The 25,028-nt window shown below is 42.9% G+C and carries 20 protein-coding genes; 14 read left to right on the top strand and 6 right to left on the bottom strand.

Features of this window, described 5'->3' with window-relative positions; genetic code table 11:
- The first annotated feature begins 86 nt into the window (after positions 1–86).
- Complete coding sequence (locus NG798_RS10140; protein ID WP_261222395.1) at positions 87–962, top strand: YihY/virulence factor BrkB family protein; 876 nt, start codon at positions 87–89, stop codon at positions 960–962.
- 167 nt (positions 963–1,129) lie between these two features.
- On the opposite strand, the gene NG798_RS10135 is transcribed toward NG798_RS10140, so the two are convergent.
- Positions 1,130–1,321, bottom strand: coding sequence for a hypothetical protein (locus NG798_RS10135; protein ID WP_261222394.1), 192 nt, complete (start codon positions 1,319–1,321; stop codon positions 1,130–1,132).
- Between the two features lie 246 nt (positions 1,322–1,567).
- Here NG798_RS10135 and NG798_RS10130 point away from each other — a divergent pair, with 246 nt between their 5' ends.
- Entirely contained in the window at positions 1,568–2,125 is a 558-nt protein-coding gene (locus NG798_RS10130; protein WP_261222393.1) for an SRPBCC family protein, read from the top strand.
- Positions 2,126–2,335: 210 nt separating this feature from the next.
- Here the strand turns inward: NG798_RS10130 and clpB are convergent, their stop codons facing one another.
- Positions 2,336–4,966 (bottom strand): ATP-dependent chaperone ClpB, encoded by a 2,631-nt coding sequence (clpB, locus tag NG798_RS10125; protein WP_261222392.1) that lies wholly within the window; start codon positions 4,964–4,966, stop codon positions 2,336–2,338.
- Between the two features lie 304 nt (positions 4,967–5,270).
- Between clpB and NG798_RS10120 the strand changes: the two genes are divergently transcribed.
- The 4 genes from NG798_RS10120 to NG798_RS10105 are packed head-to-tail and all read left to right on the top strand — an operon-like array spanning position 5,271 to position 10,426.
- Positions 5,271–7,097, top strand: a complete 1,827-nt coding sequence (locus NG798_RS10120; RefSeq protein ID WP_261222391.1) for a DUF2079 domain-containing protein — start codon at positions 5,271–5,273, stop codon at positions 7,095–7,097.
- Between the two features lie 14 nt (positions 7,098–7,111).
- Complete coding sequence (locus NG798_RS10115) at positions 7,112–7,843, top strand: glycosyltransferase (RefSeq protein WP_261222390.1); 732 nt, start codon at positions 7,112–7,114, stop codon at positions 7,841–7,843.
- Positions 7,836–8,609, top strand: a complete 774-nt coding sequence (locus NG798_RS10110) for a polysaccharide deacetylase family protein (RefSeq protein WP_261222389.1) — start codon at positions 7,836–7,838, stop codon at positions 8,607–8,609. Before NG798_RS10115 ends, NG798_RS10110 begins: the two co-directional genes overlap by 8 nt.
- A gap of 32 nt (positions 8,610–8,641) precedes the next feature.
- Complete coding sequence (locus tag NG798_RS10105) at positions 8,642–10,426, top strand: hypothetical protein (RefSeq protein ID WP_261222388.1); 1,785 nt, start codon at positions 8,642–8,644, stop codon at positions 10,424–10,426.
- Between the two features lie 32 nt (positions 10,427–10,458).
- On the opposite strand, the gene NG798_RS10100 is transcribed toward NG798_RS10105, so the two are convergent.
- On the bottom strand, positions 10,459–11,010 hold the full coding sequence (locus NG798_RS10100; protein WP_261222387.1) for a DUF3124 domain-containing protein: 552 nt from the start codon (positions 11,008–11,010) through the stop codon (positions 10,459–10,461).
- 225 nt (positions 11,011–11,235) lie between these two features.
- Between NG798_RS10100 and NG798_RS10095 the strand changes: the two genes are divergently transcribed.
- The 8 genes from NG798_RS10095 to NG798_RS10060 all read left to right on the top strand — a co-directional run bounded on the left by NG798_RS10095 (position 11,236) and on the right by NG798_RS10060 (position 22,413).
- Positions 11,236–13,170 (top strand): serine/threonine-protein kinase, encoded by a 1,935-nt coding sequence (locus NG798_RS10095; RefSeq protein WP_261222386.1) that lies wholly within the window; start codon positions 11,236–11,238, stop codon positions 13,168–13,170.
- Between the two features lie 493 nt (positions 13,171–13,663).
- Complete coding sequence (bchL, locus tag NG798_RS10090) at positions 13,664–14,524, top strand: ferredoxin:protochlorophyllide reductase (ATP-dependent) iron-sulfur ATP-binding protein (RefSeq protein WP_261222385.1); 861 nt, start codon at positions 13,664–13,666, stop codon at positions 14,522–14,524.
- 197 nt (positions 14,525–14,721) lie between these two features.
- Entirely contained in the window at positions 14,722–16,404 is a 1,683-nt protein-coding gene (locus NG798_RS10085) for a DUF5331 domain-containing protein (RefSeq protein WP_261222384.1), read from the top strand.
- Positions 16,405–16,440: 36 nt separating this feature from the next.
- Complete coding sequence (locus NG798_RS10080) at positions 16,441–17,841, top strand: ferredoxin:protochlorophyllide reductase (ATP-dependent) subunit N (protein WP_261222383.1); 1,401 nt, start codon at positions 16,441–16,443, stop codon at positions 17,839–17,841.
- A gap of 447 nt (positions 17,842–18,288) precedes the next feature.
- A complete protein-coding gene (locus NG798_RS10075) occupies positions 18,289–19,428 on the top strand; it encodes a DUF262 domain-containing protein (protein ID WP_261222382.1) in 1,140 nt (379 codons plus the stop codon).
- Positions 19,425–20,525 (top strand): DUF3696 domain-containing protein, encoded by a 1,101-nt coding sequence (locus tag NG798_RS10070; protein ID WP_261222381.1) that lies wholly within the window; start codon positions 19,425–19,427, stop codon positions 20,523–20,525. Before NG798_RS10075 ends, NG798_RS10070 begins: the two co-directional genes overlap by 4 nt.
- 3 nt (positions 20,526–20,528) lie before the next feature.
- Positions 20,529–21,470: a hypothetical protein gene (locus tag NG798_RS10065; protein ID WP_261222380.1), complete on the top strand. Its 942-nt coding sequence runs from the start codon at positions 20,529–20,531 to the stop codon at positions 21,468–21,470.
- A 283-nt stretch (positions 21,471–21,753) separates the two neighbouring features.
- Positions 21,754–22,413, top strand: a complete 660-nt coding sequence (locus NG798_RS10060; RefSeq protein WP_261222379.1) for a DUF3318 domain-containing protein — start codon at positions 21,754–21,756, stop codon at positions 22,411–22,413.
- A gap of 58 nt (positions 22,414–22,471) precedes the next feature.
- On the opposite strand, the gene NG798_RS10055 is transcribed toward NG798_RS10060, so the two are convergent.
- The 3 genes from NG798_RS10055 to NG798_RS10045 all read right to left on the bottom strand — a co-directional run bounded on the left by NG798_RS10055 (position 22,472) and on the right by NG798_RS10045 (position 24,974).
- A complete protein-coding gene (locus NG798_RS10055; RefSeq protein ID WP_261222378.1) occupies positions 22,472–23,281 on the bottom strand; it encodes a 7-carboxy-7-deazaguanine synthase QueE in 810 nt (269 codons plus the stop codon).
- A gap of 183 nt (positions 23,282–23,464) precedes the next feature.
- On the bottom strand, positions 23,465–24,352 hold the full coding sequence (locus tag NG798_RS10050; protein WP_261222377.1) for a hypothetical protein: 888 nt from the start codon (positions 24,350–24,352) through the stop codon (positions 23,465–23,467).
- A gap of 52 nt (positions 24,353–24,404) precedes the next feature.
- Positions 24,405–24,974, bottom strand: coding sequence for a hypothetical protein (locus NG798_RS10045; protein WP_261222376.1), 570 nt, complete (start codon positions 24,972–24,974; stop codon positions 24,405–24,407).
- Between the last annotated feature and the right edge of the window lie 54 nt (positions 24,975–25,028).

The following is a 25,028-nucleotide window of genomic DNA, read 5'->3' as shown; positions in this document are numbered from 1 at the left end:
GGTAATTGGTTATTGCTCATTGTTAGTCTGTAGTCACCACTGAGTTTTTACCAGTGAATAATGACTAATGACTAATCACTAATTAAATGTTATTTTCTCGATTTTTTAGTTTTTTTCGCTACTTGAATGCCAAGACGCTGTGGAGGATGGCCCAAAGTGCCGGTGAGGCGCGTTTAACCGGCCTTGCGGCTGAGATGGCTTATAACGCTATGTTAGCCTTGTTTCCGGCAATTTTGGCGTTTTTGGCGGCTATTGGCTTATTTCATCCTCTACAAGCGACGATTTACGAGTTGGCGAGTGAGGTGGGCAAACTGACACCGGATGATGTACGCGGCTTGGTTCGCGGTTTTATTGATGAACTCAGCGCCTCGCACAATCCAAATTTATTTTCTGCGAGTTTTATTGGGGCGCTTTGGGCTTTTTCTGGGGTAATTAATACGGCGATGGCGGCGCTGGATCGTATTCACAATATACCAATCACTCTAGCCCGTCCTTTTTGGAAGGCAAAGCTGGTTTCGCTTTCCTTGAGTTTGGCGGCTATTTTGCTTTTGATTAATGCTTCTTTTCTTGTTTTTATCAGTGATTTAATTGTAGAGACAGTTGCAAAAGAGAGTGGTAATCTTGAGTCAGGTTTGTTGGCAATTTGGCAGCGGGTTACTTGGCCGATAGCTTTGACAATTGTTGCGCTTGCTTTTGCCTTGGTTTACCGCTTTGGGCCTAGCTATCGGTATAAGGAAATACCAATTATGCCGGGCGCAATTTTAGCGGCGATTTTTTGGGCTATTCTGTCGAATTTATTCCGGCAATATGTGTTACATTTTGGCAACTATAACCGCACTTATGGCGCTGTGGGAGCGGTGATTGTGTTGATGTTTTGGTTGTACTTGAGTTCGTTGGTGATGCTGGTGGGCGCGCAGTTAAATGTGACGGTTGGGGAGGCGATGAGACGAAGATCAAATTAAACAGGAGATAAAAAATATTTCTGAAGATAGAAAATATCCGCAAGCTTTTTATGTCTAAGGTAACTTGCCGTTCGTTCGCAAAACGCAGAAAATAGCCAGTTAAAGAGGCTAATTTTTTGAGTTAGAAACTGAAAGGCTAAAACTTAAAAGCGCCAATTTAAAATCTGTTAATACCGGCCCCGGCGGCTTTGGAGGTTGCTGATGATGCCGGTGGCAATAGAAAGCAAAATCAAGACCCACAAAACTGACCCAGGAAAGAAGGTGAGTATGCCAAAACCCCGCAGTAGCCAAAGAAGTACGGTTAAGCCTAAGAGAGTGGCAAAAATAAGATTTAAAGTTCCAAAGTTGGGAGGAATCATAACGTTAACTCGTGAAGATTTTTAGAAGTCCGTCACCGGCGCTTTTGGTGGTGGCTGCTAAGAGATGTTGTGGTTTGCGGATAATTTTAGCATTTTTCTCAACCTGAAAAAACCCAGCGCTAAGATTGTTGAACCTTTTTTCTGGAGTTGCGTCAAGCGGTAGGAAATTCACAGAAAAACTGTAAACCGCCAGTAAGGATGTGAAGTTTTAAGACTGATTGCAAAAATTATGGGGACATTAGGTATATGACTGTATCACTTACATCAGATTTTCGAGAATTTGCGGCCCCTACAGGCTGCAAAGATGCAGCAAAAACGGCTTTATTGGGGGGAGAAATTTTAATCAAAACCCAAGAACATACCGCCTGGGGTGGTTCGGTGACGGCTTCAATGTATTTGCCTTTGTCGCCGGCTGAAGTTTGGCAACAAGTAACAGATTATCCTCGCTGGGTAAAATATTTTCCTGATTTGACACACTCGCGGCTTTTGGATGGCCATCAAAAAACCAAACGCATTTATCAAGTAGCGAGTAAGACATTTTTGTTTTTAAGCGTACAGGTTGAAGTTTATTTAAAGGTTTTAGAATTGCCGTATCGTCAGATACAGTTTTGTTTAGAAAAAGGCAATTTTTTAGATTTTGAGGCAAATTTGAAATTGCAAGATTATGGGAAGGGAACGGTCTTAACTTATTGGGTACAAGCAACTCCAACTATTCCAGTGCCTAGTGTTTTTATCCAGCAGGCAATGCAGATGGATTTGCCCTCAAATATGCGCCAAATGCGGCGGGTAATTTGTGGGGGTTAATGTCTATCTTTGGATGATTGGCCTTCTATCTATGGGGTGAGGTTAGTTTGTTTTAAATAAAGGAAGATAGGATGAAAGCGAAGTAAACAAGGTGGTCATCAGCAGGGCATCAGTTTCCGACTGAGATGCCCTATTTTTATTTTTAAAGTATTGAATATTACGAAAAACCCGGCTTCTTGAAGAAACCGGGTTTATGTTATCGAGAGACTTTTACACTTGTTGGGTGGTTAGGAGTTCTGCGGGCAAGCGTTTGAAGGCAAGACGCTCATTTTGAATATCGACAAAGATGGTGTCGCCGTCGGTAAATTCGCTGCGTAAGATTGCTTTCGCTATTTGTGTTTCTAGTTCGCGTTGAATTGCTCGTTTTAATGGACGGGCACCGAAAACAGGATCGTAGCCAACTTCGGCGATAAAATCGAGGGCTGCTTCTGATAGTTTGAGGGCAATTTTGCGTTCTGCAAGACGTTTTTCTAGGCGTTCAATTTGCAGTTTAACGATTTCACGGAGTTGGGCTTTTGTGAGGGCGTGGAAGATGATACTCTCGTCAATTCGGTTGAGGAATTCGGGGCGGAAGTTGGCTCGCATGGCTTCCATGACTCGACTCCGCATTTCTTCGTAACGATCATCGTCACCGGCCACATCTAAGATGTATTGAGAACCGATATTACTTGTCATTATGATGATCGTATTTTTGAAGTCTACGGTGTGTGCTTGGGAGTCGGTTACTCGTCCATCATCAAGGATTTGTAGCATGATGTTGAAGACGTCAGGGTGTGCTTTTTCAATTTCATCAAATAGCACAACTGCGTAGGGACGCCGGCGAATTGATTCGGTTAATTGTCCGCCTTCATCGTAACCAACATAGCCCGGAGGTGCGCCAATTAAACGCGAGACGGCGTGTTTTTCCATGTATTCGGACATATCAATTCGCACCATTGCTTCTTCGGTGTCAAAAAGATAGGCGGCGAGAGCTTTGGCAAGTTCTGTTTTACCGACTCCTGTGGGCCCTAAAAATACGAAACTTGCTACCGGCCTGTTGGGGTCTGATAAACCGGCCCGCGAACGTTGAATGGCATCAGCAACGGCGGTAACGGCTTCTTCTTGTCCGATGACTCTTTTATGCAGTTCGTCTTCAAGGTGAAGAAGTTTTTGCATTTCAGATTCGACAAGTTTGCTGATAGGAATTCCTGTCCATTTAGAAATTACTTCGGCAATATCGGACTCTGTAACTTCTTCCCGCAGTAAGGTTTTGCCGCTTTTTTGAGCTTGGGCAAGTTGGGTTTCAGAGGTTTCGAGTTGCCGGTGTAGGTCGGTGAGTTTGCCATATTTTAACTCAGCGGCGCGGTTAAGATCGTAGTTACGTTCTGCTTGTTGAATTTCAACATTAACGCGGTCTATATCTTCCTTAATGGTTTGAATTTGGGTGATGATGTCTTTTTCAGCTTGCCATTGCCCGTTAAGCGCTCGCTGGTCTTCTTTGAGGTTAGCGAGGTCTTTTTCAAGGCGTTCTAATCGCTCTAAAGAAGCTGGATTGCTTTCTTTTTGGAGAGAAAGTTTTTCCATTTCCAGTTGCAATATTTTCCGGTCTATTTCGTCGAGTTCTTCCGGTTTAGATGTGATTTCCATCTTTAAGCGGGCGGCGGCTTCATCTACTAAATCAATGGCTTTATCTGGTAGGAAGCGGTCGCTGATATAACGGGTAGATAATGTTGCGGCGGCAACTAAAGCGCTATCGGATATTTTGACGCCGTGATGCACTTCGTAGCGTTCTTTTAATCCGCGTAAAATAGAGATAGTATCTTCGACGCTTGGTTGGTCAACGTAAACTTGTTGGAAACGTCTTTCTAGGGCTGCATCTTTTTCGAGATATTTGCGATATTCGTCTAGGGTTGTGGCGCCAATACAGCGCAATTCTCCGCGTGCAAGCATGGGTTTGAGGAGGTTGCCGGCATCCATTGCACCTTGGGTGGCACCGGCCCCTACGACAGTATGAATTTCATCGATAAAGAGGATAATTTGCCCTTTTGATTCGGTGACTTCTTTGAGTACGGCTTTGAGGCGTTCTTCAAATTCACCACGATATTTTGCACCGGCAATTAAGGAACCCATATCTAGGGTGATGAGTTTGCGATCTTTGAGAGATTGCGGCACATCTCCGGAAATGATTCTTTGGGCTAATCCTTCGGCAATTGCGGTTTTACCAACTCCAGGTTCACCAATTAAAACCGGGTTATTTTTGGTGCGGCGAGATAGTATTTGAATGGTACGGCGTATTTCGTCGTCACGGCCAATTACGGGGTCAAGTTTGCCTTGGCGGGCGGCTTCGGTGAGATCGCGTCCGTATTTTTCTAGGGATTGATATTTGCCTTCGGGATTTTGGTCGGTCACTTTTTGGCTGCCTCGAATTTCATCAATGGTGTTTTTGAGTTTGGTTTCATCTAGTCTAAATTCTTGAAATAAGGATTTACCCAAGCGATCATCTTTGGCAAATCCTAATAGTAAATGTTCGACGGAAATAAATTCATCGCTATATTGTTTACGATAGTCTTCAGCGCGATCTAATAGGGTGTCGAGGCTGCGTCCGAGATAAATTGAGTTGCTGCTGCCGCTGACTTTGGGTTGTCGGTTCGTGAATTCTTCGGTGCGATCTCGCAGTCTTTGAACGTTGACACCAAGTTTATTAAATACGCTGGTGACTAATCCTTCGGGTTGTTCGAGAAGGGCTTTTAGGAGGTGTTCTGTTTCGAGTTGTTGGTGTTGGGATTGTTTGGCAATGTCGGGGGTGCGAACAATTGCTTCCCAGGCTTTTTCTGTAAATTGGTTCGGATTGGTTGGTTGCATAGGCTTTTTTGTCCTGATTGTTATTTGTATGAAATAAAAGTGCAATTTAGAGGAGATTTCTCGTTTTCTGTGAGAATCGCCTGCTGTTTTTATTGTAGGGAGGTTGAGGATTTTTGCTAGATCGGTGTTTGCGAATTATGTTGCGGGATTGCCCGTCCTGGGGCTGCGCTGGGTTTAAAATTGTTGAGTCTGTGGTGGGATGACGCGCCACTTGGCTAGTAGTGAAAGGGGGGTTATCAGGGCAAAGTCTCCTGGTGGGAGAAAAAAGTAGGTATGGAGTGATCAAAGTAGCCCTTTTTGGTGTATGAATAAAACCATCCCACTCCGATATCTGCGTCAAGACGCGGTTAAATCTAAAACTTTATCCCCTCTGGCAATGAAACAATATTTATCTTTCAAACCTTTTAGGGGTTTGTGGCAAAATCAACTTGGTTTAGGCAAGGTTCTTATCTTGGCTGGAGTTTTTTTTGCTGTTACTTTTGGTCTGGCACTGCACCGTTATTATAGTTTTTATACTTCCTTTGATCACGGGTTGTTTAATCAGCTTTTTTGGAATAGTACGCACGGGCATTTGTTTCAGGGTTCGCTTTCTTCTAATAATTCTAACGCTTCTTTGGTGCAGGGTCAACTTCCCTCGGTTAGTTATGTTCATTTGGGGCAACATTTTGTTTTAAGTTTGTTGTTGTGGATGCCTTTGTATGCTTTGTTTCCTTCTCCTTTGACTTTGATTGTTTTGCAGGTGGGTTTGTTAACGGCGGCGGGGGTGGTTTTATATTTTTTGGCACGGTGTTATTTACCGGATCGTTTATCATTTTGGATTTCTGCTAGTTTTTATGGGGCTAATCCTGTTATTGGGCCGGCGGTTGATAATTTTTACGAACAATGTCAGATTCCTCTGTTTGTTTTCGGTTTGCTTTTGGCGATGGAAAAAGAATGGTGGTGGGTGTTTTGGTTGCTGGCTGGTCTGCTTTTAATGGTGCGAGAAGATGCAGGAATTACACTTTTTGGAATAGGGTTTTATTTGTTGTTGAGCCGCCGTTATCCGGTGACGGGTTTGTTTTTATGTTTTGTTAGTTTTAGTTATGTTGTGGCGGTAACAAATCTTTTGATGCCTCTGTTTTCAGATGATAATTCGCGTTTGTATTTGGGGACGTATTTTAAAAAGTTTATTAAAAGTGAAGATCCTTCTACGTTAGAGTTGCTTTGGGCAATTATCACTCAGCCTCATTTAATGTTGCAGGCAATTTTTGTGAAGTTTGATCAGCAAGTAAGATATGTTTTGGGATTGGGGTTGCCATTGGGCTTTATTCCGGCTGTTTCCCCGGCTGCTTGGCTGATGTCAATTTTTCCTTTAATGGTTTTGGTTTTACAAGTGGGCAATAAGTATGCTCTTTCGATTAATACTCGCTATACTTTAACTGTGGTTCCTGGGTTGTTTTACGGGGCGATTTTATGGTGGGCAAGGCAAAGTGAGTTTAAGTTGCCGGTGAAAAAGTTTGATAGGCAATTTATTCGCAATTGTTGGAATTTTTGGAAAACCCAACGGCAAAAAATATTAACGCAGAAAAATCCAAAAAGTTTAACGCCTCGGTTCCGTCGTTTGTGGGTGGGTTGTATTATTTTATCGATGTTTTTTACGGTTACTTCTAACCCGCACCGTTCTTTATATTTTATGGTACCGTTTTCTATTCAGCCTTTGGTTTATATGCCTTTAAATCAAAGGTGGGAACATTCTGCACAATTACAAAAGGTGATGCAATTAATTCCTCCTGATGCAAGTGTGGCGACGACTGGTGATGGCGTTCCTCATCTTTCTAGGCGTCGTGAAATTGTACGGATACCTTTTTTACAGGTTAAAAATGAGGAGGGAATGCCGGTGGATATTGAATATGCACTGGTGGATTTTTGGCAACTGAAACAGCCAAAATTAGCGGCACCTTTAGATCGAGGCCGGTTGGGAGAAATGGGGCCGATAGTTGACAGAGTTTTAGCGAACAAAAGCTATGGAATTATTAAATTTACCGATGATATTGTTTTGCTGAAAAAGGGTACTGTTTCTAATCCTGATGCTCTATCTGGATGGTTAAAGTTACGCGAAGAATTACGCTCAGTGTTTCAACGTTTTGCTTAGATTAGTGTAATAAAATGAAGACTGTATCTGTGATTGTGCCCGTTTACAATGAGGCGAAATGTATTGAAAGAACCTTTGATGAGGTTGCCAAATTCTGTTGGATACATCCAGAATATCATTTTATTTTTGTTGATGATGGGTCGCTCGATGCAACTAAAAAAATTATCAAACACAAAATTGATACGGTGGGATTTGAAGGCCAAATCAGCTTAGTTTCTTATGAAAATAATTGCGGGAAAGGCTATGCGGTGCGCTACGGTGTAAAATATTCCACAGGGGATTATGTTTGTTTTATTGATGCTGATTTGGCTTATTCTTTAGATCATCTTCATCGTTTGGCTGAAAAACTAGAGGGTTTTGATGTGGTGATGGGTTCGCGTCATTTAGATGATGTGGCTGTTAAATATCAAAGTTTTATGCGAAAATTTTCTGGAAAAGTTTTTAATTTGCTTTCTCGGAAAATTCTTGATTTGGAGTTTACGGATATGCAGGCGGGATTAAAAGGATTTCGGTTGCCGGTGGCCAAACAGTTGTTTCAAAAACAAGTGATGACGGGCTTTTCTTTTGATGTAGAATTAATTTATCTTGCCCGCAAATATGGTTATCAAATTGGAGAAATTCCTGCCAAAGTGTCGGAAAGTCACCTTTTGAAAAAATCTAAGGTAAACTTAATAAAAGATTCGCTTTTGATGTTTTATAATTTACTGCAAATTCGGCTTAATGATTGGAAAAAACGCTATGAATAAGTCAATTTTGTTGAGTTTCGATGTCGAGGAGTTTGACATTCCTGAAGAATACGGCCAAAAAATTGAAGAGCGGGCGAAATTTGAAGTTTCTTTAGAAGGATTAAAAGCAGTTTTGGTTCTTTTAGAAAAATTGGATATTAAGGCGACGTTTTTTATGACGGCTAATTTCGCCATGACTTATCCTTCTTTGGTGATAAAAATGGCAGAAAAATATGAAATCGCTTCTCATGGTTTTTATCATGGTTCTTTTGAGACGGAAGATTTAAAAAAATCCCGAAAAGTGTTATCAGAACTCACCGGCCAACAAATCTCTGGTTTCCGTATGGCTCGTTTAAAATTTTTGGAGGATTGTTATATTGAAGAAGCGGGATATAAATATAATTCTTCTATGAATCCTACTTATCTCCCCGGCAGATATAATAATTTTTTTAAACCACGCACTGCTTATTATTCTAATACGTTGCTCAATATTCCGGTTTCAGTTACTCCCCTAATTAGGTTTCCGCTGTTTTGGTTAAGTTTTAAAAACTTTCCGTTATTTTTGATAAAGTTTGCTTCAAAATTCACTTTAAATAACGACCGTTATTTAAGCTTGTATTACCATCCTTGGGAGTTTGCTAGTATTGGGGAATATCAATTACCGGCTTATGTAAAAAGGCTTGATGGAGAAGCAATGCTGAGCCGGTTAGAACGGTATTTAACTTGGTTAAAAACCCAAGGCGAGTTTATCGAGTTTGGAGAATTTCAACGCCAATTTAAACAGTAGCTATGCCCACCGGCTCACCTATCACCTAATAAATGATGACTTCTTTTACTCATTATTTTAACCAAATCAATCGAAAAAAACAAGTAATTTTCTGGCTGCTTTTAAGCTTGATATTTACCGCTATTTATGCCGGTATAGCCCTACAACAAGCCTTCAGCAGCGAGTATGTAGTTCAAGATGATGCACGGGTTTATGTATTTTGGATGCAGCGTTTTTCTGACCCCAGTTTACTCCCCAGAGATTGGATCGCAAATTATTTCCAATCAGTCACACCGGCCGGCTATGCAGCGCTTTATCATTTGATGTCAATTTGTCGCATCCCTCCCTTACTTTTTAGCAAAATTTTACCTCTTATTTTAGGCTTAATCACCACCACATATTGTTTTTTTGTCACCCTAGAACTATTGCCGGTGCCGGTGACAGCCTTTCTGAGTTCTTTATTATTTAATCAAACCTTGTGGTTAAGAGATGATCTTGTTTCCGCCACCCCACGATCCTTTATTTCACCCCTTTTATTAGCCTTTTTATATTATCTCCTACGCGGTGCTTGGCTGCCGGTTTGTATTTGCATCGGTTTAATGGGATTATTTTACCCCCTAGGGGTGTTCTTGTGTGCAGGGCTTTTAATCGGACGTTTGGCAATAAAAGCGATTATAACTATCAAAAACTCCCGTCAAGTCTCCCCCCGCATTTTAAGCGTTGAAGAGGGCATATTCCCCCCATTTTTAAGGGGTTATGGGGGCATATTAACCGCTCTTACAATCGCCTTCATCGTCTTACTTCCCTATGCCTTGAATCAGTCAGAATATGGCCCAACTATTACAGCCAATGAGGCCAGAAATTGGCCGGAATTTTTACCCAAAGGCAGAATACCCTTTTTTGATGATTCTCAGCCTTTAAAATTTTGGTTTCAAGGACAACATAGTGGAATTCGCTTATCTTTAAATCCCCCAATTATTAGTCTAGCTTTTCTGCTGCCCTTATTATTACGTTTTCGGCGGCGCTTTCCAATGGTGAAGAAAATTCGCAGCAATATTCGTATTTTAGCCGAATTAGTTTTTGTGTCCCTTGGTTGCTTTTTTCTCTCTCATGCTTTGCTATTTAAATTATATCTCCCCAGCCGCTATACTCTCCACACTTTGCCAATGGTTATGTCAATTGCAGGGGCAATTTCTCTCACAATTATATTCAGGACAATTTTCCGCTGGCTACAAGGCAAAATTGAACAGCAAAATCACAAAAAAAAGAGGCTTTCTCTCGTTTGTTTAAGTTGTGGGTTCTTGATATTTGCCTCTCTCGTGATTTTTTATCCAAATTTGTTTTGGCAAAAAGCCTTCCCAAAAACCGGCTATGTGGTGGGGAGGTTGCCGACACTTTATGAATTTACCAAAAAGCAACCCAAAGATACTTTAATAGTTTCTCTCGCCAATGAAGTCAACAATTTACCTATATTTGGCCGGCGTTCAATTTTAGTAGGGCAAGAATACGCCAATCCTTACCATATTGGATATTATACCAGACTTCGACAAAAATACCAAGATTTAATTCAAGCCCAATATAGCTTAGATTTAGCAGAAGTTAAAAATTTTATTACCAAGAATGATGTAGATTTCTGGTTGCTAGATCCGCTTTCATTTACAGCCAAAGAAACCGAAAATAAATTCATCCAACAATATCAACCGGCAGCCACAGAAGCCTTAAAAACTATTGAATTAGGAAAGGTGCCGGCGCTGTTAAAACTGCAAAAAGATTGTGCGGCTTGGCAAAAAGATGGTTATGTTATGTTGGATGCCGAATGTATTTTGCAATCTTCCTAAAAGCCTTTCTAAAATGATCATAGAACATAAAATTATTTATTATTGGCCGTCCGATTTTTTATCACTCTACCTCCGCTAATAAAAGAAATTCCCTGAGCACTTTCAGCACTGAGCATCACCGCCTCAACTACAGGCTCAGAAACTTGTTTTTCCCCCACCCATTCCACAATAAAATTCGCGCCGGAACCACCGCTAGAGTCGGTTCTTTCCACAACAAAAGCCAGAGAAGCTAAAGCCCTCAGTTCTGAAGGCTCTTTCAGATATTCTCTCACTAAATTACCGTTGGTATCGTAATACCGCACTGCCGTTAGAATGATAGAATTATCCAGATCGGTATTGCGAATACTCAGCGTAGCGGTTAAATCCAAAGAACTTTTATTATTCTCAAAATAAATATGGGAATAAATCGGCACATAAATTGTTTGACCCGTTACAACCTTTGCCGCATCAACCACAACCGGCTTTAAAGCTATTTCCGGCTCTTTATTACTCCCCGAACCCCAAAAATTTCCCTGCTCTAAGGATGTACAAGAAACAAGCATAACAGCCATCACTGCCAAACAAAAATATACAATTCGCTTCATAGTTAAAAAACAAATTTTCCTTATTTTACCATTTTGCTTTAATATTTATTTAGCGCTTCCTTCAAAAACCTAAAAAAAGTAGTGGATTTTGCAAAACGGCCATCTTTCTCAGCCTAAAGTATGAGAAGCCTTTTTTTAAACGCCCTCTACCAAGTTTCCAACCCACTCAACAAAAAAAACTAAACGCTATCATAAAAAAACCACAGCCAATAACCGCCTTTTCCTATGAGTTATTGCCTCACTTCAAACTGCCCTAAACCGGCCAACCCCCCCCACACAAACTACTGCCAAAATTGCGGCTCAAAACTGCTCTTAAAAGACAGATACCAAGCAATCAAACCCATCGGAGCCGGCGGAATGGGCAAAACCTTCTTGGCAAAAGACACCCACCGGCTAAACACAGACTGTCTCATCAAACAACTATCCCCCAGCCCCCACATCCAAAACAACCCCGAAACAATGGCAAAAGCCACTCGGTTGTTTAAGCGAGAAGCCAGACAACTATTTCACCTGGGAAACCACCCGCAAATACCCACAATGCTTGCCTTTTTTGAAGAAAACAGGCAACTTTATCTTGTCCAAGAACTCATCGAAGGTCAAGACCTAAGCCAACAATCAAATTTTACCTACAACCCCGAACAAATAGAGCTATTTTTAACAGATTTACTGCCGGTCTTACAATTCATCCACGAAAACAACGTCATCCACCGCGACATCAAACCCGCCAATATTTTACGCAGAACCTCCTTGCAAAAAACCTCCACCCTCTCCAGAGGAGATTTAATTTTAATTGACTTTGGTATCTGCAAAGAAATCAGCCCCAACAACTTAACAAACACCGGCTCATTTGTTGGCACAGAAGGCTACGCACCCATCGAACAACTACGCGGCGGCAAAGCCTACCCCGCCAGCGACCTTTATAGCCTGGGAGTAACCTGCATTCAACTACTCACCGGCCACTCCCTCGAAGAACTTTATGACCCCATGCAAGGCCGGTGGAACTGGCAAGATTATTTAAACAAAAAAGGCGAAAAAATCAGCCACCACTTAACCAAAATCTTAGAAAAAATGCTCCAAGATAGCCTCAAAGAACGCTATCAAGAAGCCGCAGAAATTCTCAACGACCTTCATAACATACCGGCCCCCATTAGAGTTACCGGCACCCAGCCAGCCTTTAGCAAAAACACCAGCCAAAAAACCTCACCCCATTTTATTAACAAAAACCTCAAAACCTCCCCCACTTGGCAATGTCTGCAAATTCTCACCGGCCACAGCAACGAAGTCAACGCCATCGTCATTAGCCCCCAATCCTACATCCTCGCCTCCGCCAGTTGGGATCAAACCGTCAAAATTTGGAACTTCAAAACCGGCCAACTCCTCCACACCCTCAGAGGACACCAAGGCTATGTAAATTGTCTCGCCATCTCCTCCGACGGCTATACCCTCGCCTCCGGCAGTTGGGATCGCACCATCAAACTATGGCACACCGGCACCGGCAAACTCATCCACACCCTCAAAGGACACAGCAACTATATCCACTCCCTTGCCATTACCCCAAACAACCAACATCTGATCAGCAGTAGCCGCGACAAAACCATCAAAATTTGGGAATTAAACACCGGCACCCCCCTTTACAGCCTCAACACTGCTGGTTGCGTTCGCAGTCTCGATATCAGTTCCGATGGAACACTTCTCGCCACCGGCAGCGATGACCGCACCCTCAAACTCTGGCAAATCTCCTCTGGCTTGCCTTCTCTCACAGACACTCTCACAGAGCATACTAACTGGGTACGTTCTGTAGCATTTAGTCCCAATCGTCAACTCGTCGCCAGCGGCAGTTGGGATACCAAAATCTCACTATGTTTAGTCCAGCCGGGGGGAAAAGCTAAATCCATAGCAACTCTTTCCGGCCACACTTGTTATATATACTCAATTAGATTTAGTTCCGATAGCCAAATGTTAGCCAGTGGCAGTAAGGATGGCACGATCAAGCTTTGGGATCTTCAGCATCCCCGATGCGTACATACTCTCAGCGGTCATTCCGGGCCGGTGTATGCAGTGGCTTTTTGTGGCCGAAAAATACCGATGCTGGCCAGTGCTGGGGATGATGGTTCTATAAGGATTTGGGGTGTAGCGCCCGTTAGTTCGGTTAAAACTTGAATATTCTTAATAATTGCCTTGAGAGACTTTCGCAACTCAAGTATTTCCTTTGTCCTAGAGCGCTCTTTGATGGGGTTTTCTCGTCTCTCGATTGATGGTTTTCTTTAATTTCGATAGCTGTGCATCCTTTCTGTATATCGGTTTAACTGCGATGGAGCTTTTGGCTAGGGATATTTGGCCGGCCGGCATTGTCTTGGGCCGTTTTTGTTGTTTGGGCCGTTTTTGTGTTTTGTTTACATTTTTATAAAAAGTTACCATAAAACCTTTCCAAAAGCTTTTACAGGCTTTGCAGAGGCAAAAAACCTAAAAATAGCTAAAATTAGGTGTTATATCCCGTTTTGCTTTCATTTACGGCTCTTGTTGTCATTTATGTTTTAAGTTTTTTCGTCAATAATGCTTACAACGAGATAAAAATTGCTCGCCTCACAGATGAAAACGCATCTCGTGCGGGCGGACTACATTTTAGAAGCAAGCATAAAGGAGCGAAAAGCCTGTGAAACTAGCAGTTTACGGAAAAGGCGGTATCGGAAAATCTACAACAAGCTGTAATATTTCTGCGGCGTTGGCAAAACGAGGTAAAAAAGTTCTACAAATTGGCTGCGATCCAAAGCACGACAGCACTTTTACCCTCACCGGCTTTTTGATTCCCACCATCATCGACACTTTGCAGGAAAAAGATTACCACTATGAGGATGTCTGGCCGGAAGATGTAATTTATAAAGGTTATGGTGGCGTGGATTGTGTCGAGGCCGGTGGCCCGCCTGCTGGAGCCGGTTGTGGTGGTTATGTAGTCGGCGAAACCGTAAAACTGCTCAAAGAACTAAACGCTTTTGATGAGTATGATGTCATCCTTTTTGATGTCTTAGGCGACGTAGTTTGCGGTGGTTTTGCAGCGCCTCTCAATTATGCTGACTATTGCATGATTGTTACTGACAATGGTTTTGATGCTTTGTTTGCAGCTAACCGCATTGCCGCTTCCGTGCGTGAAAAAGCCCGTACTCACCCGCTGCGTCTGGCCGGCCTGATTGGCAACCGCACCAGCAAACGAGACTTGATTGATAAATATATTGAATCGGTACCGATGCCGGTGTTGGAAGTATTGCCCCTCATTGAAGATATCCGCGTCTCTCGTGTCAAAGGCAAAACCTTGTTTGAGATGGCAGAGACAGAACCCTCGCTAAATAGCGTTTGCGACTACTACCTAAACATTGCCGACCAAATTCTAGCCCGTCCCGAAGGCGTTGTCCCCAACGATTCGCCAGATCGGGAATTGTTCAGCCTGCTGTCAGACTTCTACCTCAATCCGCCAACACCGACAGCCAGAGAAGAAGAACTCGATCTAATGATGGTTTAGAGCGATGCTTTGCCCACCAACCACCGGCCCCAACCACCGGCCCCCAACCATCGGCCACGAACCACAGACAGTAAGATTCTTAAATCACCCGAATCAAGGAAACTTGCGTTGCTCGATTGGCTAGTATGATTCAGGTACGAGAATGTTGTTCTCAAAAAACGAGCATCATACTTTTAAGCAACGAGGGGATAGGAACTATGGCTTTTTTTGATGATTTCACCACTGCTTTAAGACAAAAGTGGTTGCAATACTACCAAGCAAATTATGACTGGTTGAGCCTGCATCTCAAGGTTTCTTGGGTGAGAACTCCTGATGGTGGCAGACGTCCGACTTCGCACTTCATTTTGGGTGCAATGAATGCTCTCGAACCGAAGTTAGCGCAGTTGATGTTGCCGTTTTCCAGACTTAATCCTGATGCTGACACGCTGATTGATGTCTTGGGGTTGAATTTTGACCCGGACATCGCTTTGGGGGGTGCTCCGGGGCCGGTATCTGAACCAAACTTGCAAGCAACACCGGCACCCCAAGGTTTTACAGCAGAGCCGGTGTTGGGGAACAGTCCTGCTGCTGTTGAGCCGGTGAGTTTAGAAACCGGCACGTCTGCGAGTTGGCAAGTACAAGAAAACGAGCAGCAGGGGTCTCCGTTTCCAATGGGAGTAGCGGCGGCTGTTGGTGCGGTGGGTGTGGCTGCTGGGATGGCCGGTGTGGCTGCCTTTATAGCCAATGAGGTTGAGGAAGATGAGCTTACCGGCATGGCTTTGTCTGACTTCACCAACCAAGACGAATCTGATGATTTGCCCTCGCTTTCAGATGATGATGATGCGGCCTTTGATTTATCAGATGACTCGGACGATTTTGCGGCAGCAACCAGCCTTTCAGATGATGATGAAATGGGTTTAGGTTTAGCGGATGACTCGGACGATTTTGCGGCAGCAACCAGCCTTTCAGATGATGATGAAATGGGCTTAGGTTTATCGGATGATTCGGACGATTTTGCGGCAGCAACCAGCCTTTCAGATGATGATGAAATGGGCTTAGGTTTAGCGGATGACTCTGACGATTTTGCGGCAGCAACCGCACTTTCAGATGATGATGAAATGGGCTTAGGTTTAGCGGATGACTCTGACGATTTCGGCTTATCTGGGGGCATTTCCGATGATGAAGATGTCGCCCTGGGTTTATCAGATGAAAGTGACGATTTCGGCTTAGCTGGTGGCCTCTCAGATGATGATATGGATTTAGAGTTATCAGATGAAAGTGATAATTTTGCAACCGCAACCGGCCTTTCAGATGATGATATGGGGTTAGATTTATCAGATGAAAGTGATAATTTTGCAACCGCAACCGGCCTTTCAGATGATGATGATATGGGGTTAGGCTTATCAGATGAAAGCGACGATTTTGCTGTAGCAACCGGCCTTTCAGATGATGATGATATGGGGTTGGATTTATCAGATGAAAGCGACGATTTTGCAATAGCAACCGGCCTTTCAGATGATGATATGGGGTTGGACGATTTAAGCTCAGACACCGATCCATTTGCGGCACCGGCCTCCGATGATGACGATATGGATTTAGGCGATTTAAACGCAGAACTTGACCCATTTGCAGCACCGGCCTCCGATGATGATGATATGGGTTTAGGCGATCTGGATGATGCTTTATCGGTAGATATGGGTGGGGGAGGATCGGATGATTTAGGGGATATGGATTTCGGTGGTTTAGATGAAACTTCCGATGATTTGGGAGATATGGATTTCGGTGATTTGGGAGAAGGTTCTTCCAACGAACTCGATGAAAGCGATCTCGATGCTTTGGCGCGAGATGCGTGGGATTCGGATGATGATCCGGACATGAAAAACCTGTTAGAAGGTTTGTAAAAAGTTTTTATCCTTATAAGGAGATAAGAATCCGTTATGACTCTTGCACAAGCAGAATCAACCTTAAATTTTGAGTGCGAAACCGGCAATTACCATACATTTTGCCCCATCAGTTGTGTGGCGTGGCTTTATCAAAAAATTGAAGATAGCTTTTTCTTGGTGATTGGGACTAAGACTTGTGGCTATTTCCTCCAAAATGCGATGGGGGTGATGATTTTTGCGGAACCACGTTATGCGATGGCTGAGTTGGAGGAGGGTGATATTTCTGCTCAGTTGAATGATTATAACGAGTTAAAACGGTTGTGTGAACAAATTAAGCGCGACCGAAATCCGAGTGTGATTGTTTGGATCGGCACTTGTACCACTGAAATCATTAAGATGGATTTGGAAGGTTTGGCGCCGAAACTAGAGGCAGAAATTGGCATTCCAATTGTGACGGCTCGTGCGAATGGTTTGGATTATGCTTTTACGCAAGGGGAAGATACGGTTTTAGCTGCTATGGTGGCGCGTTGTCCTGATAAGGCGCCGGTGGCGGATGTGGAAAAAAACGAAGGTAATGCAATTCAAAAACTGCTGAATTTCGGAAAGAAAAAAGAGGAAATTGCAGCAGAAGAATCGGAGTTTGTTAAGCATCCGCCGCTGGTGTTGTTTGGGTCGGTTCCTGATCCGGTGGTGACTCAATTAACGCTTGAGTTGAAGAAGCAGGGGGTTAAGGTTTCGGGGTGGATGCCATCGAAACGTTATACGGAGTTGCCGGTGGTTGAGGAGGGTTATTATGCTTGTGGCGTAAATCCTTTTCTCAGTCGTACTGCTAGTGCTTTTATGCGCCGGCGCAAGTGTAAGTTAATTGGGGCGGCTTTTCCAATTGGCCCGGATGGAACTCGTGCTTGGATTGAAAAGATTTGTTCTGTGTTGGGAGTTGAACCGAAAGGTTTGGAGGAACGCGAACAGCAAATCTGGGAAAGTTTGGAAGATTATCTTCAGTTAATTCGTGGTAAGTCTGTGTTTTTCATGGGCGATAATTTGCTGGAGATTTCTTTGGCGCGGTTTTTGATTCGGTGTGGTATGACTTGCCCTGAAATTGGGATTCCTTATATGGATAAGCGTTATCAAGGGGCTGAGTTGGCTTTGCTTGAAAAGACTTGTTTGGAGATGGGTGTGCCGGTGCCAAGGATTGTAGAAAAGCCGGATAATTATAATCAAGTTCAGCGTATTTATGAGTTGAAGCCTGATTTGGTGATTACGGGTATGGCACACGCAAATCCTTTGGAGGCGCGGGGTATTAATACTAAGTGGTCGGTTGAGTTTACGTTTGCTCAAATTCACGGGTTTACAAATGCGCGGGATATTTTGGAGTTGGTAACTCGTCCGTTGCGTCGTAATAATTCGCTGAAAGATTTGGGTTGGGATAAGTTGGTGAAGGAGGCGAAGGTTTAAGTTTCTGATTTTTTGATGATTTTGGGGGTGCGGTTATCCGCTACCCCTGTTTTTTATGGGTTTATAATTGAGTTGTGATTTTCAAATAAACTACAGAGGCGAAGACGATGCCGAGGAAAAAAAAAGAGCTCTTTTTGCTGCTTTCTGTCAAGTCTAAAGAATTTCTATAATCAATAGTTATGAATTTATTTTTAATGTTAAGATAAGGAAAAACAGCAGGGTAATTATATATGAGCAGGAGTTGAGTTTGAGGGTAGATTGCTAAAAATGAGAAGAAAAAGTTAGTATCGATGTAGGCCGGTGTCACCTAACGCAGAACACTCGGAGGCTTACAGAGAAATTTATCAAATTTGATTTATAGTGTCATCAGATTATTAACACTTATTCATTAGTTCATACTTTAGCTACACCAATAAAGCTAATTTTGAAAGCTCAGGAGAAGAAATAGTGATAAGAGAAAACAGTCTAACCAGGGATTTTATTGATGAAGGCAGGGGTTTTGAGGAAGAGATTGAAAGTGATGTGAATAATGAGGGAATTAATGAGCCATTTGACCCTACCCTCATTCGCATTGATACTCGTCAATTAACAATCGATTTAGTCCTGAATCGCATTCAATATAAAGAACTTGATCTAGCCCCAGATTTTCAGCGACAGGCGGGTATTTGGAAAGATGACGCTCAGAGTCGTCTAATTGAATCTATTCTGATTCGGATTCCGCTTCCTGCTTTTTATATGGATGCAACTAATGAGGATAAATGGTTAGTGATTGATGGTCTGCAACGCCTGACCGCTCTCAAGAGATTTATCATCGAGAAAAGCCTCAAATTAACTGGTTTAGAGTATCTTAAAGAGTTAGAAGATAAAACCTATGATGCTATTCCCAGAAAGTATCAGAGACGGATTATGGAAACGCACCTAACCGTTTATCTGATTGAACATGGAACCCCCCCCGAAGTTAAATACAGTATTTTTAGACGTATTAATACAGGAGGAATGTCGCTAACACCCCAAGAAATACGTCACGCTTTGAACCAAGGAAAAGCAACTTTTTTATTAACTTCATTAGCTAAATTAAATGAATTCCAAAAAATTACAGGAATGGGACAATCTCGACAACAAAGAATGCTAGATCAGGAATTTGTACTGGGATTTTTAGCTTATACGGTTAATCCTTCTTGTAAATATAATCAACCTAAAAGTAGAGATGAATTGTTTCACAGAACTCTGGCTGAAATCAATAAAATGTCTGAGCCAGAGATTAGAACACTTGAGGATAAATTTAGGGTAGCAATGGCTGCTGCATTGGAAATTTTTGGAGATCGAGCATTCCGGAAAATCTCTCTCAAATCTAGTAAAAGCTTTCCTGTGAACCAGGCTTTATTTGAAGCTTGGTCAGTTAGTCTTAGCCAACTTAAATATCAAGAGATCGAAATTCTCAAGCAGCGTAAAGATGATCTAATCAATAGATTTGGCGAACTGGTGGATAATAATGGAGAGTTCCTCAAATCGATTTCTCAAGCCAGCGAAAAAGTCAATGTGAGATTTAGTACCATTGAAACATTGATTCAAGAGGTATTAAAATGATCCAAACTCTACACTTGAAAAACTTCAAATGTTTTGAAAAACAATCGCTCCAATTTAAAAAACTATCCCTGCTTTCCGGTCTGAATAGTACGGGTAAATCTTCTGCACTACAATCATTGCTGCTTTTGCGTCAATCTTACCAAGAGAACTTGTTGCAAAATACCGGTTTGCTTCTCAATGGTAAGTTGATTTGTATAGGCAGAGCCAAAGATGCTCTTTTCGAGGCAGCAAAAGAAGATTTAATAGGTTTTGATATTGTTGCAGAAAATGGAATACAGGAAAAATGGAGTTTCCATTACAGCAACCCAGACGCAAATGTTCTGGATCTTGCCTCAACAGCAACTGCCTCTGAAATTTATCACTCAACTCTTTTCAGCGATCAATTTCATTATCTTCAGGCAGAACGGATCGGCCCCCGCCCATATTTTCAGATGTCGGAATTTCAAGTACCAAAACGCCAACTTGGTACTAAAGGAGAATACACGGCGCATTTCCTTTCTAGTTATCAGGATGAATCTATTCCTGTAAAGACCCTGAAGCATCCAAAAGAACCATCACTTAGACTGAAGTTACAAGTTGAATCATGGATGGGAGAAATCAGCCCTGGTACTCGCTTAAAAATAATAGATAGTCCCCCTTTGGATTTAGTGAGTTTGCAATACTATTACGAGCTTAGCAACCCTTATCGTGCAATCAATGTAGGTTTTGGAATTAGCTACACTTTACCCATTATTGTGGCGGTGCTTGCATCGACACCTGGCACACTCCTAATAATTGAAAACCCAGAAGCTCATCTTCATCCCAAAGGACAAGCAAAAATGGGTGAATTGCTATCCCTTGCAGCGAGTGGCGGCGTTCAGGTTGTGATAGAAACCCATAGCGATCATGTGTTAAACGGGATTCGTCTTGCTGTTCATGCAGGCAAGATTTCTCCACAAGATGTCCAGCTAAATTTCTTTGAGAAAAATAAAAAAGGTGTGAGTCAAGTAGTATCGCCGCGCATAGATAGAAATGGAAGAATAGACCAATGGCCGGAAGGCTTTTTCGATGAGTGGGACAAAAGTTTGGATGTATTGTTAGAACCGGCTGGAGAATAAGAAATGGTGGAGGTGGTTTTGAACGAATTGTCCGTCAGAAATCCTGCTCAGGATATTGCAACAGCAAGACGATGGATGTTAGATTTAATCGGAACTATAAGGGCCGCCAAAACTCAAAGTGCAAAACAGGCAACTCTTCGCACTCAATACGACTTTCTCAGCACTCTGCTAGCTTCGGACTATCCTCTGCGCCGCTGGCTTAATGATACAGAAGTAGATCCAGAAATAAGAAGATTTATTAAAACTCTCGCAACTAAAGCACCCTTTTCTAACGATATTACAAATACAGAAATTCAAGACCTTGAAAGTAACCAGAGTAATTCGGAGTTTCGGTATCAAGGAGAAAGAGCAATTGGACTGGGTGTTGCTTACTTAATTGAGGCTCTTCCAGTGAGCTTTTTGTCTGAAAAATGCTGGGATTGCAACCGGCTAGAGTTAGAAGTCATACAATTAGATGACGATGAGGATAGCATCGTTGAAATTGTCCACGCCAGCCGCATTATCCATGTAAAAGAACACGCTAATTGGTTGCAAAATATTACCCGACAGGAGGTGCGGGACGGTTTAGATTTGTGGAATCGTAAATCTGATTTATTTCCCCACTTGGTATTCTGCGAGGTTGTTGAAAAGCAAGTGGTATCTCTTTTGGAAGGTCAGCCAATGTTGCGGTCTGTTGAAAAGCGATTATTTGAACTTGATAATGCCAGCAGGGCTTGGACATCGGGGAATTTCGATTTTAACAATCTTCCAAGCAAGGTGACTCCAGAAAGTGATTCTAGGCTGAAAACGTTGGCAGCGCAACTAACCTTTAAGTGTCCAGATGGTGAGAATCGTCTCTTTAGTTGGCATCTTCGCATGACACCCGGAGATTGGCGACTTCACTTTTCTGTAGACCCAGGGCGACAACAGATAATTATTGGTTACATTGGCAGAAAGGTAGAATGATTATTAAAAAGCTTACCACTGTTAATGGTAAGCTTTTTAGTCTTTGGTTTCTACTCTGAAATTGTTATGTCTTTAAAAAACAAAAGTATTTTTTAAAAAAGGAAAAACTACGCAAAATTTCGCTGCCATAAATTGGCCCCCACAAACCTACCTCTCCTATAAAACCCCACTCACAGGGGGGAAACCCACACCGGCCCACTCCTCAAGCGAGCCGGTGAACAATTACAATATCTAAAAGAAAAAAAGCCGTATTTTGAAAAAAAACCTATAGAGGCTAGATTCTATGACATCCTATTCAACCTCCACCGCCAAAGCCGAAATGAACGAACTACGGCGGCTCAAAGGCTTACTCCCCCCAGAACTGCAAAGCTGGGTTATGGTAGAAAAAACCATCGAAGTTAACCCACCCCTCATCCGCTCCGAAGAAATAGGCAAAGATCAAGTAGAGATCCAAGTCGATCTCATCCGCTGGGAGCAACTCGCCCTCGATCAGCGCAACCTCCTATTTTGGCACGAAGTCGCCCGCATTCAAAATGACACCATCTCCAAAGAAGGCTGGGAAATGGCAGCCCTCGCTATTGGTTTAGGCGGCGCCGTCGGTGAACTTTGGGTACAAGATGGTTTACTCCTCATCCTCGCCCTCGCTCTCTGTGGAGTCTCAGGCTACCGGCTTTATCAAAAAAATAACGGCGACAAACTCATCAACGAAGCCATCGACGCCGACGAAAAAGCTATCGCCCTCGCCACCCGTTTCGGCTATTCCATCCCCAACGCCTACAAAAGTCTCGGAAGTGCCCTCAAAACCCTCATCGAACAAACACCCAAAAAACGCCTCCGCGCCAAATATGAAGCCCGTTTACAAGCCTTGAAACGCAGCGCCACCAAAGCCAAAGGCAAAACCAAAATGCCCCGTGAAACCACACAATCAGAAACAATTTATTAAAATTGAAAATTGCGAATTAGGGATTGGGAATTAGGCTTTTTCCCTATCCCCAATTTCATTACAATTGATTCAACATCTTATGGGTTTGTGGAATCACTCGCACTTGTTTTAAATAACGCTTCATTAAACCTTGCCATTGTAATACTTGCTCAGGAGACGGCGCTAATAACAACTTATCGTTTTTTTCTCCTTTCATTCTCGCTTTTTCTTCCTCCCGCAACGGTGTCACCGGCTGCAAATAAACCGGCACTTTTTCACTCACTGCTGCTACCAACTCCGCCGCTTTTTCTAACTCCCCCGCTACCGTTTCACTCGAAATAATTATCTTGACAAATACCTCTTTTTCTGCATCCACACACAACTGCAAAAACTGCCGGTGTGCTTCCCAGTGACTCTCACCGCTGACACTCGGCAATTTTATATCCATCCCTACCGAATCCAAATCATGCAACACCATCGCTAACTCAGTGGGCCGGTGTCCGCCCGTTTCCAAATAAATCGGCAGGCCGGTTAAACGTTTGACTAGCGGCAAAAACTCCACCAAAAAAGGCGCGTGTAACAACGGTTCCCCGCCGGTGAGACTGATACTATCATGCAAACCTGGTTGATTTTGACGCTCTACCCATGTCAACAAATCCGATATTTGTACAGGATTTGCATGAAATTCAAAATCCCGCAATCCTGGGGTACGCTCAATACGAACCTGCGCCGGCACCTGCCAAGTGTGAGCACTATCGCAATAACTACAACGCAAATCACAAATTGCAAAACGGATAAAAATTTGTCGCGTTCCAATATTCAGCGCTTCGCCTTGAATCGCCGAAAATACTTCAATTAATCTCGCATTTTTAGAACTACCAACCTGCATATAATTTTAGATTTTCGATATTCAATATTTTATAATTTTAGCCGGTGATAGCGGCCTTTAAAAAAATAAACCCCTGGCAGAGCCTTGCTGATCGCATTATGTGGCAAAGCCAGGGAACAAGAAATAAAAGAGGGCAACCATAACAGGAATTGCCCCTACAAAGCAGAAAGAGGTTTGTGAGAGTTAAATTTCAGCAGAAGCGCGTTCAATTAAACGCCGAGCTAGAGTTTGAACCCCCGTGTGGTAATAGTAGTTGGTGCTCATATCGAGAAAACCAGCCACATAATCAAACTTATCCGCAGAAACTTCCACAACAGTTTGGAGATTAGCCATCACATTCTGAGGAGTTAAACCTTTGCTGGCAGCAAAATTACCCATCCAACCAGAAATAGAAGAAAAACTTTCCCCAATAAAACCTAACTTCCCTGCTGTATTGCCCCCCGGAATCAAACTTTCCATTTGTTTAAAAACAGGATTTTGTTGGAAATCAGAAGGTTGGGCTTGATTGAGATTTGATTGCGCCTTTAAGATAAAATCCGGGCCCAGCGGAATCAAACCATCAAAACAAATCAACGCCACCATCCGCATCAAAGACTCACCACCGTAGTCGCCAAGCGACATCACAAAATCGCCAATGCTGTCACCAGGAATGCCATTTATTTGACAAAAAGCCAACAATTCCGTAACAACTTTCAGCGATAAATCAATTGTTTGGGCTTTTTCAGGTTTGGGAGTAATATTTCCCAAAAACCCAAGAAATCCAATATCTTGAGAAATTTTATTCGCCATAGCAGCCGCGCCTAAAGTACCACCGGCACTATTAACCGTTTCATACAACCATAGCGCCCGTTGATAGCCTTGGGATTTGTCATTATACAACCAGATAGCGCGTTCACCAATTTGCTGAATTAAATCCTCATCAGTTTCGCCGGTGACAGCCTTAATCGTATTTGTGAAACCCACTATATTTTGCCATTCGCCCGGAATCACAAAATCCAAAGTGTGCAAAGCTTTAACAGTCAGGTTATTGGTAGGTAGTTCATCCACCAATTGAAAAATCGGTTTGCTCATGTAAAATTCCTTAATTTCTGGTTGGTTAAGTCGGTAGATGCTAAAGCGCTAGTTATTTTTTGATTGTGGAAATACCACTGAGGTTAAACTTTTGCAGCCAATCTTCACGATCATCTGCCGTAAAAGAAGTGTCGCGGGATTGGACTTTGACTTGATAGCGTCCTCCGACTAAAACACTTGTGCCGTTTCCTTGGACAGCAGCGGGATATCCAGCGATGGTTTTATTGCTGGTTTGGTATTTGCTGAGGGCGGTGGGGTTAGCAGCTAAGTCATTCACAGACAGAACGGCAACATTTTTGCCACCTTGGTTGAGTTTAGCTTCAGCAAAACCGGCTTTTTCTTGTGAGAAAACGCGGGTATAGCCACCGCTAGAAGCCGGGAAATATTTATTAAAACTGCCACCAGAAACAGCTTTGCCCGCCGGCGCATTGTTGGGTACTCCAGGGACAGACGCACCGCGATCTGAGGGGTTAGCCGGCTGAACTTTTGCACCTCGTTGGGTACTTTCCTGCTGAGCCCCATCCCACCGGCTCGGCTCTTTGGCCCCACTACAGGCCGTCACTAACAACAACACCGACAGCATCAACGGCGCGATAAACTTACGCAAAGGTAAAGAAATCATAGCAGCCTCCTTTGATTGGGTTATTTTGGGCTATCCATCATAAACGTATAGAAA

The organism is Ancylothrix sp. D3o, assembly GCF_025370775.1.
Taxonomy (GTDB): Bacteria; Cyanobacteriota; Cyanobacteriia; order Cyanobacteriales; family Oscillatoriaceae; genus Ancylothrix.
The sequence above is the reverse complement of the archived record's forward strand: the minus strand, read 5'-3'. Positions and strand labels throughout refer to the sequence as shown.

Bases quoted from the DNA above. Each gene is read 5' to 3' on its own strand.
- NG798_RS10140 (WP_261222395.1), top strand. From the start codon at position 87: ATGTTATTTTCTCGATTTTTTAGTTTTTTTCGCTACTTGAATGCCAAG.
- NG798_RS10135 (WP_261222394.1), bottom strand. From the start codon at position 1,321: ATGATTCCTCCCAACTTTGGAACTTTAAATCTTATTTTTGCCACTCTC.
- NG798_RS10130 (WP_261222393.1), top strand. From the start codon at position 1,568: ATGACTGTATCACTTACATCAGATTTTCGAGAATTTGCGGCCCCTACA.
- clpB (WP_261222392.1), bottom strand. From the start codon at position 4,966: ATGCAACCAACCAATCCGAACCAATTTACAGAAAAAGCCTGGGAAGCA.
- NG798_RS10120 (WP_261222391.1), top strand. From the start codon at position 5,271: ATGAATAAAACCATCCCACTCCGATATCTGCGTCAAGACGCGGTTAAA.
- NG798_RS10115 (WP_261222390.1), top strand. From the start codon at position 7,112: ATGAAGACTGTATCTGTGATTGTGCCCGTTTACAATGAGGCGAAATGT.
- NG798_RS10110 (WP_261222389.1), top strand. From the start codon at position 7,836: ATGAATAAGTCAATTTTGTTGAGTTTCGATGTCGAGGAGTTTGACATT.
- NG798_RS10105 (WP_261222388.1), top strand. From the start codon at position 8,642: ATGATGACTTCTTTTACTCATTATTTTAACCAAATCAATCGAAAAAAA.
- NG798_RS10100 (WP_261222387.1), bottom strand. From the start codon at position 11,010: ATGAAGCGAATTGTATATTTTTGTTTGGCAGTGATGGCTGTTATGCTT.
- NG798_RS10095 (WP_261222386.1), top strand. From the start codon at position 11,236: ATGAGTTATTGCCTCACTTCAAACTGCCCTAAACCGGCCAACCCCCCC.
- NG798_RS10085 (WP_261222384.1), top strand. From the start codon at position 14,722: ATGGCTTTTTTTGATGATTTCACCACTGCTTTAAGACAAAAGTGGTTG.
- NG798_RS10080 (WP_261222383.1), top strand. From the start codon at position 16,441: ATGACTCTTGCACAAGCAGAATCAACCTTAAATTTTGAGTGCGAAACC.
- NG798_RS10070 (WP_261222381.1), top strand. From the start codon at position 19,425: ATGATCCAAACTCTACACTTGAAAAACTTCAAATGTTTTGAAAAACAA.
- NG798_RS10065 (WP_261222380.1), top strand. From the start codon at position 20,529: ATGGTGGAGGTGGTTTTGAACGAATTGTCCGTCAGAAATCCTGCTCAG.
- NG798_RS10060 (WP_261222379.1), top strand. From the start codon at position 21,754: ATGACATCCTATTCAACCTCCACCGCCAAAGCCGAAATGAACGAACTA.
- NG798_RS10055 (WP_261222378.1), bottom strand. From the start codon at position 23,281: ATGCAGGTTGGTAGTTCTAAAAATGCGAGATTAATTGAAGTATTTTCG.
- NG798_RS10050 (WP_261222377.1), bottom strand. From the start codon at position 24,352: ATGAGCAAACCGATTTTTCAATTGGTGGATGAACTACCTACCAATAAC.
- NG798_RS10045 (WP_261222376.1), bottom strand. From the start codon at position 24,974: ATGATTTCTTTACCTTTGCGTAAGTTTATCGCGCCGTTGATGCTGTCG.